The sequence below is a fragment of the Mesorhizobium sp. B1-1-1 genome (genome assembly GCF_006442955.1).
Classification (GTDB): Bacteria; Pseudomonadota; Alphaproteobacteria; order Rhizobiales; family Rhizobiaceae; genus Mesorhizobium.
Window position 1 is genome coordinate 211666 of sequence record NZ_VFWW01000008.1, and the last position, 15605, is coordinate 227270.

Genomic DNA, 15605 nt, shown 5'->3' on the forward strand with positions numbered 1-15605 from the left:
AGCTGGCCGCTCTCAAGGCCTGTTTTTCAACCCAAAGCCCAGCGCGACCAGCGCAAACACGATGATCATGCCGGCGAACGCCAGGCTGGCCGCGATGGGGCTGGCATAGGTCGAGATGATGCCAATACCGATGACGGGCAAGGCATTGCCGATAAAGCAGCAAATGAAGAAGCTGGATACCACTTCGGCGCGGCGATCCTCCGGTGCGATCTCGTTCACCACCTGCAGGCTACCACGATAGCCGAGTGCGGCCGTCACGCCGCAGCAGGCGGTGGCGGCGATCATCAGCGCCATCGACGCCAGCATCTGCGCCGCCACCACCATGAGGATGCTGGGAATCATCAACGCCAGCGCGGTCAGCATGGCCTTGCCGCTCCGCATTTGCTTCAGCGCTACGATGCTGAGCGCGGTGACGATCGCCAATTCGAAGAACAGCGCACCGGCGACAGCATGGTTCGTCTCATGCAGTTGCTGCGCCAGGATGCTTGGCGCCACCGCGGCATAGAAGCCGACCAGCGCCATGGCGCCGAAACCGGTCACCGCCGGCGCGACGAAGCGCGCGCGGATTTCATCCGGCACGGCAAAGTGCGGCCGCATGGAAATCTGCCCGAGGCCGCCAGGCTCCGCCACCGTTTCGCGTGTACGCCAGACCAGGATGGAGACGATCACAAGCGCCGCCAGATAAACGATGAAGACCAGGCGCAAGGGCCACGGTTCATACTGCGCCAACAGTCCCGAGACGAGTGCGCCGAAACCGAGGCCCAGGAAATTGGTGCTGGTGGCAATGACGCTGGCGCGCGCCTTGTCAGCGCCGGGGAGAAGCTCGGCGATCCATGCCGTTCCGGTCCCCGCGCCGACACCGATGCCAAGCCCGCTCAGGACGCGCGCCACATCGAGCAGAACGACATTGTTGGCGAACAGAAAGACAAGCGCGCTGGCGACGGCGACGATCATGGCCGCGAGAGCGGCAGGCCGGCGCCCAACGACATCCGACGCGCCGCCCAACATCAGCAGGGCGCCGAGATTGCCGACGACATAGACCGCGTAGACCAGCGTCAGCGTGATCTGTGAAAAGCCGAATTGCTGCTTGTAGATGATGTACAGCGGCGTCAGCACCGTGCTGCCGGCAAACAGAACGGCGATCATTGTGGCGACCACCGGGATTGCGAGAGCCTCGCCGCCTGCTTCGTTGCGCGTATGCGCCAAGTCACGAATGGCCATGGCCAAACCTCTTCATCAGTTTCAGGGATCGCGACCTTAACGCGCCCTTACTCCCGACGTTCCGGCCGGCCGGCGGGCTCCTGACAGCATGACGGACGTTGTCTGGACCGGGAAACCCGTTGGCTGAACAGGCTCGTGTCGGAGCCGATGGTTCCGATCCGTCACGACATCCTGTCGTGTGACCCCGCTGCAATCCGTTATTTGCAGGAGAAACCTGGTGCGATCTTGCACTTCCCGGGACGCGGTTTGTGCGGTGGGCGATGGTGCGGAGGACGGTGCGGCCGATGCTGCCAGTGCGGCGGACCATGCGGCGGGCGCACGATGATCACCGGCGGGCGAACGACATGGGCCCGCGAGAGATAGCCGGAACTGGCCCAGCCGCTGAAGCCGCCGCCATGGATTCTGCACCAACCCGGTTGGCAGCCGGTGACGTTCACCCTGTAGCCGGCTGGCAGCGTCCCCACCTTGGCATATCCCGACCCGGGCCCGGAGCGCACGTTGAGGTTGGTGGTGGTGTGGGCGCTGTAGGCGAACGCGGCGGCCGACGTGCCGAGGATGGCGGCCAGAATGGTCGCGAGGCAGAGCAGAAATCGAAATCTCATCCGTCACTCCATTCGATCGCTCGGCCGTATGTGGTTCAGCCGAGCCTGTCTTCGATGGAGGACTGTGGCAAGAAAAGTCAACAATTTGCCACAGCAAACCATTGCCGCGAGCCGGCCTGGCGGGAGAGTTTCCCCTGATATAGTTGAGAAATTCCCCGGATGGCGTTTATCGGCCTGACAACATCAGCTAACGATTTACCATCTTCAACGATCGACACCGGACATAGGGCGCAAATCATGGGCAAAGGCAGGGTCGAGGCATTCACCGACGGCGTCGTGGCCATCATCATCACCATCATGGTGCTTGAACTGAAGGTGCCGCATGGCGAGGATCTCTCGGCCTTGCTGCCGCTATGGCCGATCTTCTTCAGCTACGTGCTGTCCTTCATCAACGTCGGCCTTTACTGGAACAATTTGCACAATATGTTCCACACCGTGCAGCGGGTCGACGGCCGCGTGTTGTGGGCGAACCTCAATCTCCTGTTCTGGCTGTCGCTGATGCCGGTGACGACGGCCTTCATGGGCGAAAACCATTTCGCGCCGGTGCCGGTCGCCGTCTACGGCGCCGATCTTGCGCTGTGCGCCATCGCCTACTTCATTCTCGTCGTGACGCTTCACCGATTGCACGGCAACGATACGGCCTTTGCCAAAGCGATCGGCAACGACCGCAAGGGCAAGATCTCGCTTGTCGCCTATCTCTGCGCCATCCCGCTGACCTTCATTAGCCAGTGGATCGGCGTCGCGATCTATGTACTGGTTGCCCTGGTCTGGCTTGTGCCGGACCGGCGTTTCGCACGCGTGATCGAAAAATAGGGATCTATTCGCGCATCGCTTTCAGCTTCTCGGCCACCGACGCGGCAAGATCGGCGTAGCGCTCTTCCAGCCGTTCCGCCGCCTTGATGACCGCAAAGTCATGGCCGAACTTTTCCAGCGCCATGCGCAGCTTCTCGACGAAATCCGCCTGTTTTTCCAAGGCGGAAAACAGCGTCTTCACCTGTGCTTCGTTGATCTCGGGGTTTGCCAGCATCTGCGGCACTTCGCGGCTCATCTGATCGCCAATGGTGGTCTGCTGCTTCAGGATTTCGATCCAGTCCATCAATCGGGAAATCTCCTTTTTGCGAGGCACCATGCGCAGTCTCGGCTGGACCGGTCAACCCGCCCCAGCAGGCTGCTGAAGCGCAGCCAGGCGCGTGGAGGCTTGCGCCAGCCCGCTCCGGCGCTAAGTTCGGCGCCATCGCAAGAAGGAATCCGCCGCCCATGCTGACCGACGCAGAACTCCAGACCGCTTTGCCCGCGCTTGGTTCGGGCAATGCCGCCGTCATTACCGGTGCTGCCAGCGGCATTGGTCTTGCGGCCGCGAAGCGGCTGGCTCTCATGGGCATGAAGATCGTGCTCGCCGATATCGCCGGCCCGCGTCTTGAGGATGCGGCCCGTGTTGTTTCCGCGATCGCCGGCGACGATGCCGTGCTGGCCGTCGCCGCCGACGTTTCGAAGGCACAAGACGTGGATCGTCTCGCCGAAAGAGCCTTTGGCGCCTTCGGCAATGTGTCGCTGCTGATGAACAATGCTGGTGTCGGCAACAACCCGGGCAAGCCGTGGGAGAACCGCGACGCTTGGAAGCAGCTGCTGGACATCAATTTCTGGGGTGTCGTGCATGGCGTCGAAGCCTTCGTGCCCCGCATGCTGGGAGCCCGCCAGCCGGGTCTGATCGTCAACACCGGCTCCAAGCAAGGCATCACCACGCCGCCTGGAAACCTTGCCTACAACGTCTCCAAGGCCGGCGTGAAGACCTTTACCGAGGGACTGGCGCATGCCCTGCGCAACGAACCGGGTGCCCATCTGTCGGCGCATCTGCTGATCCCGGGCTTCACCTATACCGGCCTGACCGAGGGTGCGACCGAGAAGCCGGCCGGCGCCTGGACCGGCGAACAGGTCATTGATTTCATGCTGGAATCCCTGACAAAGCGCGACTTCTACATCCTGTGCCCTGACAACGAGGTGACGCGTCCGCTGGATGAGAAACGCATGGCCTGGGCGATCGGCGACATCATCGAAAACCGCCCTGCTCTGTCGCGCTGGCACCCCGACCACAAGGATGCCTTCGCGGCATTCATGAAGCAATGAGCATGTCCGAAAAATGAGAGCCGGTGTTCGGATCGGGTCGCATTCGAGCAACGACGGAACCCTTGGGGGTTAACCGGTTTCAGCCGGTGCTTCGAGCCACCTGCTTTTTCGGTTTGCTCTTTGACGCCACGGCTTTCTTGGCAGCTACGGCCGCGATTTTCTCGTCATGCCGCTTCGCTGCCCGCTCGCATTTGGCACGGATCTCCTGGACCTCGGCTTCGGTCAGATGCTCGATACCGATGAAGGTGTTCTTGGCTTCGCTGACCCGGATCAACTCGTCCAGTTTGGCCTGGATTGCCGCGCCGTCTCGATTCTGGGTGTTTTGGATGAGAAACACCATCAGGAAGGTGATGATCGTCGTCCCGGTGTTGATCACCAGTTGCCAAGTGTCCGAGAAGGCGAAGAGTGGGCCGCTTACTGCCCAGATGATGACGATCAGGCAGCAGAGTGCGAATGTCGGCGACAGCCCCGCAAGGTGGGCTACCCGGTTGGCGATTTTGGTGAAGAGCTTCTCGATCATGGGGTCCCTCAAACAGCGCCGCGCCGTGCGGTACGCCGGAAGGAACAACCGGCGGCCATATCGGGTTCCCATCGGAAAGAAATACAACCGCCGCAATCGAATGCACGCATCAAGGGAATCGGAAGGACAACACACTTTATCGGTTTGGTGTCACAGTAACGGTGCAGGCAAAACAGGCCTGTTCCTTCCGCTTCACAGCGGTTTACCTCCAGCCCCTTCCGTTGCGCCACCCCCGCATGACGGAAGGGGTTCAGTCCGGAGCGCTCGCACAGTGGTTCCCTGAAGCGCGCCTTTGGCGCAAATGCGCGTGCTCTTCAGCCGCGCCGGCGTCACTCACGCGGCGTGATTTTCCCAGCGGTCCAGGAAGGTCTCGATGGTCATGGCCTGCATGTCGGGAACGGCGCTGGCGAGCTTTTCGACCGGCCAGTCCCACCAGGCGAGAGCCTCGATCCGCGCCGCGACATCGGCTGCGAAACGCGGCCGAAGCGGCTTGGCCGGCACCCCGGCGACGATCGTATAGGGCGGCACGTCATGCGTGACGACGGCATTGGCACCGATGACGGCGCCATTGCCGATGGTGAGGCCGGGCATGATGACGGCGCCGTGGCCGATCCACACGTCATGGCCGATGCTCACGGCCTTCGCCTGGCGCCGTTCGCGGAATGCGGCATCGACGCCCAGCCAGCGGAAATATTCGTTGGGCCGGTAGCTGACCTTGTGCTGGGTCAGCCGCTCGATCGGATGATCCAGCGCATTGATGCGGCTGTTCGCGGCAATCGAGCAGAATTTGCCGATGTTCGTGTAGATCGCCTCGGCGTGCCGGTCGAAATAGGAGAAATCGCCGACGCTCACTTCGCGCAGCACCACCCGCTCGCCGATCGAGGCGTAGCGGCCGAGCTTGCATGCTTTCAGCTCCGCCGTCGGATGGATACGCGGCTCAGGATCTTTCAGCACGAGATTTTCGGAACGGTCCATACGGGCGGCTTTACGTCAGGGCAATAGCTCCCGCAAGTCGGGAGCAATTGTCGGTCGGGTCAATTGCACGGAAAAACGGATCCATCTATTTCGGTTTGCCCTTGGTCCACACCACGTTCTGGCCGTAGAGTGGCACGGTGGTGACCGACATTTTGGCCGAGCCGTTCTGCACCTGGCGCGAATGCGAGAGGTAGATCAGCGTCTCGTTGGCCTTGTCGTAGATGCGGTTCACCACCTGCTTCTTCCAGATCAGGCTGATGCCTTGCTTGAACACCTCCTCGCCGCCTTCGCTCATGTCGATGTCGCCGATGGTGATCGGACCGGTCTGGCGGCACGAAATCGAGGAATCGGAAGGATCCTCGAACCAGTTGCCCTTGTGCAGGCGGTCGATGATGCCGCGGTCGAAATAGGACACGTGGCAGGTGACGCCGTCCACCTTCGGGTCCTTGATCGCTTCGACGATGATGTCGTTGCCGAGCCAGTCGACGCCGACCTTGCCGACTTCATCGGCGACTGCGGCACCGGCGCCAAGGACAAGGCACGCGGCCAGAGCGCCGCCGATCAGATTTCGCCCAATCAGTCGTTGCAAGATAGCCTCCGAGGTTCGAGTTTGCCGGTCTCAGGTGGGGCGAAGGACATTGCATTGCAAGCCGCCGGTCCCGATCAAAACGCCGGGATAGGTCACGGCCGGTTGCGTCAACGCGGCACCTTTGCGTGTACCCGGTCGAACCGCTAAGACTGTTCGCCGAACCAAGGGCTGCCTGGCCATGGCCGGCATGCCGATGAAATTACAAGACGGAATCCTACTGATGATGCGCTCAATACTGGTCGGCATTCTCGTCCTGATGGCGGCCGGCATAGGCTGGCTGACCTTCGACTGGTATCGCGGCCACTATGGCGGCGAGCCTTTCGGTGCCGCCTTTACGCTGGTCGACCAGAAAGGCGCGCCGATCACCGAAGCCGCCTTCCGGGGCCACCCCAGCGTCGTCTTCTTCGGCTTCACCCATTGCCCAGAGGTCTGCCCGACCACGCTGTTCGAACTGTCCGGCTGGCTGAAGACGCTTGGTGACGATGGCAAGAACCTGCATGCCTATTTCGTCTCGGTCGATCCGGAGCGCGACACCCCCGCGGTCATGAACGCCTATGTCAGCAATTTCTCTGACCGCATCACCGGCATATCGGGCGACCCGGACAAAGTCCACGCCATGGCGAAGTCCTTCGGCATCTACTGGAAGAAGGTCGACACCGGCGACGGCGACTACACGATGGACCATACCGCCTCGGTGCTGCTGCTCAACGGCAAGGGCGATTTCGCCGGCACGATCGCCTATGGCGAAAGCGCCGACACCGCGGTGGAAAAGCTCAAACGCCTCGCGGCCAAGGGCTGATGCGAATCCATGACCCAGACGCGGCTCCATTTCACCGCCGGCAAGATCGAATCCACCAGAATTTTCGCCGCCCTCGATGCCGCCTTTGAGGACGAAGGCTTGCCGATAGCCGTGCTGGAGGTCGATGAGGACGCGGACATTCATGAAGTCTCTCTCTATGCCGACGGCGATGTGGATGCGGTCGAGGCGCGGGTGAAGGACATTCTGGCAGGGCTAGCCCTGTCCAGGCCGGTCGAGCGCGAGACCTTGCCCGATATCGACTGGGTGGCGCGCTCGCTGGAAGGGCTGAAACCGGTGCGTGCCGGCCGTTTCTTCGTGCATGGCGCGCATGATCGCCGCAAACGCCACAGTGGCGAGCTTGCCATCGAGATCGAAGCGGGGCTGGCCTTCGGCACCGGCCACCACGGCACCACCGCCGGATGCCTGGAAATGCTGGAAAAGGTGACGCGGCGCGAGCGGCCGCGCAACGCGCTCGACCTCGGCACCGGCAGCGCGGTGCTGGCCATCGCTGTGGCCAAGCTCTTCCATATTCCCGTGCTGGCGACCGACATCGATCCGGTGGCGGTAGGCGTTGCCGCCGCCAATGCGCGGCTCAACCACGTCAAGGCGCTGGTGGAGACGGTGACCGCGCCCGGATTCCACCATCCGATCTTTGCCAGGCGTGCGCCCTTCGACCTGATCGTCGCCAACATATTGGCGCGGCCGCTGATGCGGCTTGCGCCGGAAATGGCGCGACACATCAGCCTCGGCGGCTCGCTGGTGCTGTCAGGCATCCTCGACCGGCAGCGCGATGCGGTGGTCTCCGCCTATGTCGGCCAGAGCTTTCGCCATGTCAGAACGCTGCACCGCGAAGGCTGGGTGACGATCCATCTCAAGCGGTGACGCAGCCCCGTCTGGCCCTGCTGAAATCGATTCCGGTTTCCAGCTCCATGCGCTACGGTCGGGGACTATTCGAGGGAGACGCCACCATGTTCCAGACCTTTGATTCCGCTGGCAATCCGGCCGTCGGCAGACCGCGCGTGGCGCTGCTGCGCCAATGGCTGGCGGAAAACGGCCTGGATGGATTTGTCGTTCCCCGCGCCGACGAGCATCAGGGCGAATATGTCGCCGACCGCTCGGCGCGGCTGAAATGGCTGACCGGCTTCAGCGGCTCCGCCGGCGTTGCCATCATCCTGCGCGACCGCGCCTTCATCTTCGTCGACGGACGCTACACGCTGCAGGTGCGCGGCGAGGTTGATCTCGGTATCTTCTCGATCGAGAGCCTGGTCGACAATCCGCCTGCAAATTGGCTCAAGGACAACCTTGGCAAGGGCGCGCGGGTCGGCTTCGATCCATGGCTGCACACGATCGGCGAGGTCAAGGCGCTGCAGGCCTCGGCCGAAAAGACCGGCGCCGTGCTGGTGCCGCTCGAGGCGAACCCGATCGACATAATCTGGAAGGATCAGCCGGATGCACCGGTCGCTCCTGTCGAACTCCATCCCATCGGTTTTGCCGGCGAGCTCGCCAAGGACAAGCTGGCGCGGCTGGCGGCGGCGATCGGCAAGGAGGGCGCCACCCATGCGGTGCTGACGGATCCCTCCTCGATTGCCTGGGCCTTCAACATCCGTGGCGGCGACGTACCGCACACGCCGCTGGCGCTCGGCTTCGCTGTCCTCGCTGCCGACGGACGGCACCGGCTATTCATGGACAGCCGAAAATTCTCGCGCCAGGTTGCGGCGTATCTCACCCAGCTTGCCGAGCCCCATGAGCCCGGTGAATTCGAGGCCGCGGTCGTGGCGCTGGCCAAGAGCGGTGCGAAAACCGCGCTAGACCCCGTTTTGGCCGCCTACAGGCTGCGCATGCTGGTCGAGGACAATGGCGGCGAGGTGATTGCCGCTCCCGACCCGGCCCGCATCCCGCGCGCCACCAAGAACCAGGCCGAGATCAACGGCTCGCGCGCCGCGCATCGGCGCGATGGCGCGGCGGTGGCGAAGCTTTTGTGCTGGCTCGACCGCCAGAAGCCCGGCTCGCTCGACGAGATCGCGGTCGTCACCCGGCTGGAAGAGACGCGCCGGCAGACCGGCGAGGAAACGCAAATGCCGCTGCGCGACGTCTCCTTCGACACCATTTCGGGCGCCGGCCCGAATGGCGCCATCATGCACTACCGCGTCTCACGCGCCACCAGCCGCAAGCTCCAGGCCGGCGAGCTGTTCCTGCTCGATTCCGGCGCTCAATATCAGGACGGCACCACCGACATCACCCGCACCGTGCCGATCGGCCAGCCGACCGAGGAAATGCGCGAACGCTTCACGCTCGTGCTGAAAGGCATGATCGGCATTTCCACGCTGCGTTTCCCCGCCGGCACGCGCGGCTCGGAAATCGACGCCGTCGCCCGCATGGCGCTGTGGAAGCACGGCTGCGACTTCGCCCACGGCACCGGCCATGGCGTCGGCTCTTATCTGGCCGTGCACGAAGGCCCGCAACGCATCGCCCGCACGGGCACCGAAAAGCTGCTCGAAGGCATGATGCTGTCCAACGAGCCGGGCTATTACAAGGAAGGTTCTTACGGCATCCGCATCGAGAACCTCATCCTGGTGACGCCGGCCGAGCAGATCGACGGCGGCGACATCGCCATGCACGGTTTCGAGACGCTGACCCTGGCGCCGATCGATGTCAGGCTGGTGCGCTCGGATTTGTTGACCCGCGACGAGCTGCATTGGCTCGACACCTACCACGCCCGCGTGCTGGCCGAGATCGGCCCGATGCTCGACGGCGAGACGCTGGCCTGGCTGGAAAAGGCAACGGCGCCCTTACCGCATGACGCTAAGATTTGAGTGCGTCTAAGGTGGCGCCAGCGTTCGAACGATCGCGCCCGGAACTCTATCCCACGAACTGCCGCGCGAGGATCAGCATCGCCGCACCAGCCAAAAACATAGCCATCAGCCCGCCGCGCAGCGAAACCACAGCGGTGACAACCAATGCCGCCCATTCCGCCGGTCCGGCATTCAACAGTTCCGGCGCCACCAATGTCGTCAGCACCGCCGCCGGCACCGCGTTCAGGCCGGCCTCGACGCGCGGATGGATGTTGTCGAAGCGCGAGATGACCAGATGCCCGCCGATCCGCGTAAGATATGTGGCGATTGAGCCGGCGATGATGATCCAGAACGTCGTGCTCATGGCCGTGCCTTCACGCCTGAGTGGTGGGGCGGCAGGATGACGGCCAGCAGCACGCCAGCGATGGCGCCGATCGAGACGTGCCAGGGTGAACCTACCGTCTTGTAGGCGACGATCGAGGCGCAAGCACTGGCGACGACCACCGGCAGCCACAACGGCCGCTTGCGGAAGCCCATCACCAGGCCAAGGAAATAGATCGGCAGCAGGAAATCGATGCCCAGCGCATGCGTGTCGGGGATAAGCTTGCCGAACACCGCGCCGAGCGCGCTTTCGATCACCCAGAATACATAGACTGGCAGGCCGAGCCCGAGATACCAGGCGAAGCCGACCGTCTCGCCGGACTGCGCCCTCGCCTCGGCGACGGCGAATTGCGGATCGGTGAGGATGAAGAAGCCGAGCGCTTGGCTGACCACGGGCCAGTGCGCTATGCGCCGGCCGATACCGGCGGAATAGAGCACATGGCGAAAATTGACGGCGAAGATCGACAGCACAATCAGCCACGGCGCGACATGCTGGCCGAACAGCTCGATGCCGACCATCTGGCTGGCGCCGCCGAAGATCATCGCACTCATCAGGAAGGCTTCGAACACCGAGAAGCCATTGTCGACGGCCAGCGCCCCGAACAGCACCCCGAACGGCGCCGACGCCACAACGACCGGCATGGAAAGCCGCACGCCTTGCCAGAAATCGCTCTTTGCGCCGTTCTCGGAAATTGCATCCGACACCATGGATAACTCCCAGGAGAATGGCCTGATCTAGGTAGCGTGGCCCGCCTTGTCACACGAATTCGGTTGAGCCCAACAATCAGCGGAAATGATTGCCAGGACCAATCCTAGCCCTGCGCCACCTTGCCCTCGATCGCCCTCCCCCAATCGAGCAGCGGCTTGGCGCGCATGGTGAAATCGACCAGCTCGTCGACCAGCGCCGCCGTGTGGATCCCCGTCGGATCGATGATATGCTGGACGTAGAAATGACGGTTGCGGATGGCCTCGGCCAGATCGGAATCGCCGACATGCTCGAAGCCTCGCGGCGTGCGCTTCATGCGGCCTTCCGTCTCGAATTCCAGACCGTTCTTCTTCAAGGCGCCCACCAGGGCGCGGAACCTGTCCGGCCTTGCCGCGATGGCCTTGCGCATGGCGAGCAACAGTTCCGGGGCGGGCTGCCACCAGGCAATGTCGGCGAAGCAGCGTTCCAGCCCGACATGGACATAGAACACGCCCTGCTCCATCTTGGTGCCGTCGGGCGACAGGATCGCCGACAGATGCCGGTTGTAAGGCCGCTTGTCCTTGGCGAAGCGCACGTCCCGGTTGATCCGGAACAGTGATTTCTTGCGGTCGCCCTTGAGGCCGAGCCCGGCCTCGCCGAAACGGCGTGTGAGCGTCTCCACCAGATCGCCCAGCGGATCGCGCAATTCCTGTTCGAACAGGTCGCGATTCTCTACGAACCACTCGCGGCTCTGGTGGAAATCAAGTGCCTTCAGGAACGGAATAGCCTTCTGGCCGAACCCCTTGAATTCGCCTGACATCATGCCTTGCCGATCCGCTGCAGCCACGCGTCCTCGTCTATGACCTCGATGCCGAGTTCACTGGCAAGCTTGAGTTTCGAGCCGGCGCCGGGCCCCGCCACCACCAGATCGGTCTTGGCCGAAACCGAGCCCGCCACCTTCGCGCCCAGCCGTTCGGCCATCGCCTTGGCTTCGGAGCGCGTCATCTTTTCCAGCGAGCCCGTGAACACGATGGTCTTGCCGGCGACCACGCTGTCGGCCGAGACGGTGACGACATACGGCTTCGGCCTGACCTGCTTAAGCAGCGCCTCAAGCACGTCGTCATTGCGCTCATTGCCGAAGAAATCGGCCAGCGCGTTGATCACCGTGTCGCCGATGCCGTTGATCGACGGGAAGACACTATGCGGATCGTCAGCCGCCGCGGTCTCCTTGCCGACGCGGATCAGTTCCTCGATTGTCGAAAACGTCCGGGCAAGCACGGCCGCCGTCGTTTCGCCGATATGGCGGATCCCAAGCGCAAAGATGAAGCGGTCGAGCTCGGGTTCGCGGCGCGAATCGATCGCCGCAAAGAGCTTGTCCAACCCTTCATAGTTGCGGTCCTCGACGCTGCGCACGTTCTTGCGCGTCTTGCCCGACGCCGCCTCGCGCTGCCTCGCCTGCTCCTCGCGCCGCTCGGCCAGCGCCTTGGTGACGGCGGGACGCCGATCCCTGAGCGTGAAGATGTCGGCGGCCGTCTTGACCAGGCCCGCATTGAAGAACAGGTCGATGTTTTCCGCGCCTAGTCCCTCGATATCCATGGCCCCGCGCGACACGAAGTGGCGCAGCCCTTCCACGGCTTGCGCGGGGCAGATCAGTTCGCCCGTGCAACGCCTGCGGGAATCCTCCTTGCCGGTCTTCTCGTTGATTTCGCGCGTCGCCGGCGAGCCGCAGATCGGGCAAGTATGTGGGAATTCGTAAGGCACGGCATCCGGCGGACGCTTGTCGACGACGACACTGACGATCTGCGGGATGACGTCCCCTGCCCGCTGGATCACCACGGTGTCGCCGATGCGCACGTCGATGCCGTCGCGGATCGGCTGGCCGTTGCTGTCGAAACCCTTGATATAGTCTTCGTTGTGCAGCGTGACGTTCTCGACCACGACGCCCCCGACTGTCACGGGCGCAAGCCTCGCCACCGGCGCCAGCGTGCCGGTGCGCCCGACCTGGATATCGATCTTCTGCACGGTCGTCATCGCCTGTTCGGCCGGAAATTTGTGCGCGATGGCCCAGCGCGGTTCGCCGGTGACGAAGCCCCACCGGCGCTGCAACTCCAGTTGGTCGACCTTGTAGACGACGCCGTCGATGTCGTAGCCCAAGGAAGAACGCTGTTCCTCGATGCGGTGATAATGCGCGATCAGCTCGCCGACCGACCTCGCCCGCACCATCAGCGGGCTGACTTTGAAGCCCCATTCCGCGAATTTCTGCACCGAATCGTATTGTGTCGGAGCGGGGTCGGCTGTCGTGTAGCCCCAGGCATAGGCAAAGAATTTGAGGTTCCGGCTGGCGGTGACCGATGGATCCTTCTGGCGCAGCGACCCAGCCGCCGTATTGCGCGGATTGACATAGTCCTGGCCGCCGGCGGCCGCTGAGCGCTGCTTCAGCGCCTCGAATTCGGCATAGGTCATGTAGACCTCGCCGCGTATCTCGATGATTTCGGGCCAGCCCGAGCCTTTCAGCCTGCCGGGAATATCGGCGATGGTCCTCAGATTGGCGGTGATGTCTTCGCCGACAGCGCCATCGCCGCGCGTTGCGCCCTGCACGAACACGCCGTTCTCGTAACGCAGCGAGGCCGACAGGCCGTCGATCTTCGGTTCGGCCGTGAAGGCGATGTCGAGATCCTTGTCGCGGTCGAAGAAGCGCCGGCCGCGTTCGATGAAATCGGCGACGTCCTCGTCGGTATAGGCCTTGGCGAGGCTGAGCATGGGCACGGCATGGCGCACCTTGGCAAAGCCTTCCGCCGGCGCGGCACCGACCCTGCGCGATGGCGAATCCTCGCGCACCAGGGCGGGAAAGCGCTGCTCGATGGCGAGGTTGCGCCGGGTCAGCGCATCATAGGCGGCGTCGGTGATAACAGGCGCGTCCTCGGTATGGTAGCGGCGGTCGTGCTCCGCGATCTCCTGCGCCAGGCGCTTCAGCTCCGCTTCGGCTTCGCTCTCACTGAGTGAATCGACTGGTCTTTCAGACATCGCACGGCTTCCCTGACCAATGCACGCCGCCCAAAATATGGTGCGATTTTGGGGCAACGACATGCGCAAAACAATAACCAAGGCGCGGCGCACTTTGGTTGGGCGCCACTATAAATCAGGATTTGGCAGGAGGGAGCCGGCCTGCGAAAAAATCATTCCTGAACAGCAGGATGCAGCCATATCCTGACTCGCCTTCACGGGAAACGAGCTTTCAGGCAGCCGCCGTATTCTCCCGCAGCAATCTCTCGGCGGCCGCGCGCGCTTCGTCGGTGATGGTGGCGCCGGCCAGCATGCGCGCGATCTCTTCCTGGCGCGCCGCCCGGTCCATTTCGGCGATGCCGGTCGCGACCTTGTCGGTGCTGCCGGATTTGGAGATCAGGAAGTGCGTCGCCGCGCGGGCCGCCACCTGCGGCGCATGGGTGACCGAGAGCACCTGCACGCGCCTGGACAATCTTGCCAGCCGCTGGCCGATGGCATCCGCGACGGCGCCGCCCACCCCTGTGTCGATTTCATCGAAGACCAGCGTTGGCGCCGAGCCCCGGTCGGCCAGCGCCACCTTCAGCGCCAGCAGGAAGCGCGAAAGCTCGCCGCCGGAAGCAACCTTCATCATCGGCCCGGGCCGGGTGCCGGGATTGGTGCGCACCCAGAACTCGATCTGGTCGATGCCCTCTTCCATGCGGCTCTCGGCCTCGCTCTTCATCTCGACGATGAAGGCGGCGCGTTCGAGCTTAAGCGCCGGCAGTTCGGCCATCACCGTCTTTGTCAGCCCGACCGCCGCGGCATGGCGAAGCGAGGACAACTGCGCGGCGGCGATATCATAGGCTTCGCGCGCTGCGGCTGCCTGCTTTTCCAGCCCATGAAGGCGCTCCTCGCCGGCATCGAGATCGGCAAGATCGGCAACCATCGTGTCGCGCAATTGCGCCAAATCATCGACGGCAACGCTGTGCTTGCGCGATGCCGCGCGCAGCGAAAACAACCGCTCTTCCGCCTTTTCCAGCCGCTGTGGATCATATTCGGTGGCGCGCAAAGCCGCCTCGACACCCGACTGCGCCGCGTCGAGCGACAGCATCGCCTCATCCAGCGACTTGACCACTTCGTCGAGCAGCCCAGGGGCCTCGCCGGCCTTGCGCTGCAACCGCCTGAGCAGGCTGGCCAGTTGCGGCAAGGGCGAGGATGGACCCGAAAGCACGTCCTGCGCGTCGTGGATTTCGGAGGCGATCTTCTCGGCCCGCATCATGTGGGCGCGCAAGTCGGCAAGCTCAGTCTCCTCACCCGGCTGCGGATCGAGCTTGGTCAGCTCCGTGACCGCTGCGCGCAGGTAGTCCGCTTCGCGCGCCGCCGCCGCCACCTTGGCACGATGGCGCGAGAGCTCCTGCTCGCAGGCGCGCCAGTGCCGCCAGGCCTCGGCCGCCGACCGGACGGCGCCGAGATGGCCGCCGAAGGCGTCGAGCACGTCGCGATGCGCGCCGGGATCGACAAGGGCGCGTTCGTCATGCTGGCCGTGGATCTCGACCAGCGCGCGGCCGACGTCGCGCATCAGCGTCACGCTGGACGGCTGATCGTTGACGAAGACGCGGGTGCGGCCGTCCACCGTCTGCAAGCGGCGCAGGATGATGTCGCCGTCGTCCTCGATGGCATTCTCGGCAAGCAACGCGCGCACCGGATGGTTGCGCGGCACGTCGAACACGGCAATCACCTGGCCCTGTGCCGCGCCGTGGCGCACCAGGGAAGCGTCACCGCGAGCCCCAAGCGCCAAGGACAGAGCGTCGAGCAGGATGGATTTTCCGGCGCCGGTCTCGCCCGTCAGCACCGAGAGACCGGGCTGGAAGTCGATATCCAGCTTCTCGATCAGGACGATATCGCGGATCGACAGCCTGGAAAGCATCGTTACGC

The 15605-nt window shown here is 63.6% G+C and carries 16 protein-coding genes; 5 read left to right on the forward strand and 11 right to left on the reverse strand.

Going from position 1 to position 15605, the window contains the following annotated elements:
- Positions 1-12 precede the first annotated feature (12 nt).
- Together FJ986_RS18410 and FJ986_RS18415 are read right to left on the reverse strand one after the other, a co-directional pair.
- Positions 13-1221 (reverse strand): MFS transporter, encoded by a 1209-nt coding sequence (locus FJ986_RS18410; protein ID WP_140675374.1) that lies wholly within the window; start codon positions 1219-1221, stop codon positions 13-15.
- A gap of 197 nt (positions 1222-1418) precedes the next feature.
- On the reverse strand, positions 1419-1823 hold the full coding sequence (locus FJ986_RS18415) for an SH3 domain-containing protein (protein WP_140495260.1): 405 nt from the start codon (positions 1821-1823) through the stop codon (positions 1419-1421).
- A 237-nt stretch (positions 1824-2060) separates the two neighbouring features.
- On the opposite strand from FJ986_RS18415, the gene FJ986_RS18420 reads away from it, so the two are divergent.
- A complete protein-coding gene (locus FJ986_RS18420) occupies positions 2061-2636 on the forward strand; it encodes a TMEM175 family protein (protein WP_140675377.1) in 576 nt (191 codons plus the stop codon).
- A gap of 4 nt (positions 2637-2640) precedes the next feature.
- Here FJ986_RS18420 and FJ986_RS18425 read toward each other — a convergent pair whose 3' ends face one another.
- The gene (locus FJ986_RS18425; RefSeq protein ID WP_140521198.1) at positions 2641-2922 is read right to left on the reverse strand and encodes a hypothetical protein; all 282 of its coding nucleotides are present in this window, start codon (positions 2920-2922) and stop codon (positions 2641-2643) included.
- 158 nt (positions 2923-3080) lie between these two features.
- On the opposite strand from FJ986_RS18425, the gene FJ986_RS18430 reads away from it, so the two are divergent.
- The gene (locus FJ986_RS18430; RefSeq protein WP_140516569.1) at positions 3081-3947 is read left to right on the forward strand and encodes an SDR family NAD(P)-dependent oxidoreductase; all 867 of its coding nucleotides are present in this window, start codon (positions 3081-3083) and stop codon (positions 3945-3947) included.
- Between the two features lie 79 nt (positions 3948-4026).
- Here FJ986_RS18430 and FJ986_RS18435 read toward each other — a convergent pair whose 3' ends face one another.
- The 3 genes from FJ986_RS18435 to FJ986_RS18445 all read right to left on the reverse strand — a co-directional run bounded on the left by FJ986_RS18435 (position 4027) and on the right by FJ986_RS18445 (position 6031).
- The gene (locus FJ986_RS18435; protein WP_181165307.1) at positions 4027-4467 is read right to left on the reverse strand and encodes a low affinity iron permease family protein; all 441 of its coding nucleotides are present in this window, start codon (positions 4465-4467) and stop codon (positions 4027-4029) included.
- A 333-nt stretch (positions 4468-4800) separates the two neighbouring features.
- Positions 4801-5442: a DapH/DapD/GlmU-related protein gene (locus FJ986_RS18440; protein WP_140670172.1), complete on the reverse strand. Its 642-nt coding sequence runs from the start codon at positions 5440-5442 to the stop codon at positions 4801-4803.
- 85 nt (positions 5443-5527) lie between these two features.
- Positions 5528-6031, reverse strand: coding sequence for a CreA family protein (locus FJ986_RS18445; protein WP_140630936.1), 504 nt, complete (start codon positions 6029-6031; stop codon positions 5528-5530).
- A 220-nt stretch (positions 6032-6251) separates the two neighbouring features.
- Here FJ986_RS18445 and FJ986_RS18450 point away from each other — a divergent pair, with 220 nt between their 5' ends.
- The 3 genes from FJ986_RS18450 (at position 6252) to FJ986_RS18460 (ending at position 9643) form a co-directional block, all read left to right on the forward strand.
- On the forward strand, positions 6252-6830 hold the full coding sequence (locus FJ986_RS18450) for an SCO family protein (RefSeq protein WP_140495247.1): 579 nt from the start codon (positions 6252-6254) through the stop codon (positions 6828-6830).
- Between the two features lie 9 nt (positions 6831-6839).
- The gene (locus FJ986_RS18455) at positions 6840-7712 is read left to right on the forward strand and encodes a 50S ribosomal protein L11 methyltransferase (RefSeq protein ID WP_140675380.1); all 873 of its coding nucleotides are present in this window, start codon (positions 6840-6842) and stop codon (positions 7710-7712) included.
- An 86-nt stretch (positions 7713-7798) separates the two neighbouring features.
- Complete coding sequence (locus tag FJ986_RS18460; protein WP_140675382.1) at positions 7799-9643, forward strand: aminopeptidase P family protein; 1845 nt, start codon at positions 7799-7801, stop codon at positions 9641-9643.
- Positions 9644-9689: 46 nt separating this feature from the next.
- Here FJ986_RS18460 and FJ986_RS18465 read toward each other — a convergent pair whose 3' ends face one another.
- The 5 genes from FJ986_RS18465 to recN form a co-directional block, all read right to left on the reverse strand.
- Positions 9690-9986: an AzlD family protein gene (locus FJ986_RS18465; protein ID WP_140516579.1), complete on the reverse strand. Its 297-nt coding sequence runs from the start codon at positions 9984-9986 to the stop codon at positions 9690-9692.
- Entirely contained in the window at positions 9983-10711 is a 729-nt protein-coding gene (locus FJ986_RS18470) for an AzlC family ABC transporter permease (RefSeq protein WP_140675385.1), read from the reverse strand. Before FJ986_RS18470 ends, FJ986_RS18465 begins: the two co-directional genes overlap by 4 nt.
- Before the next feature lie 104 nt (positions 10712-10815).
- Positions 10816-11508, reverse strand: a complete 693-nt coding sequence (locus FJ986_RS18475; RefSeq protein WP_140675454.1) for a TIGR02453 family protein — start codon at positions 11506-11508, stop codon at positions 10816-10818.
- On the reverse strand, positions 11508-13712 hold the full coding sequence (ligA, locus tag FJ986_RS18480) for an NAD-dependent DNA ligase LigA (RefSeq protein ID WP_140567357.1): 2205 nt from the start codon (positions 13710-13712) through the stop codon (positions 11508-11510). Before ligA ends, FJ986_RS18475 begins: the two co-directional genes overlap by 1 nt.
- Before the next feature lie 211 nt (positions 13713-13923).
- Positions 13924-15597 carry a DNA repair protein RecN gene (recN, locus tag FJ986_RS18485; protein WP_140675388.1) on the reverse strand — a complete coding sequence of 558 codons (1674 nt, stop codon included), beginning with the start codon at positions 15595-15597 and terminating at the stop codon, positions 13924-13926.
- Positions 15598-15605 lie beyond the last annotated feature (8 nt).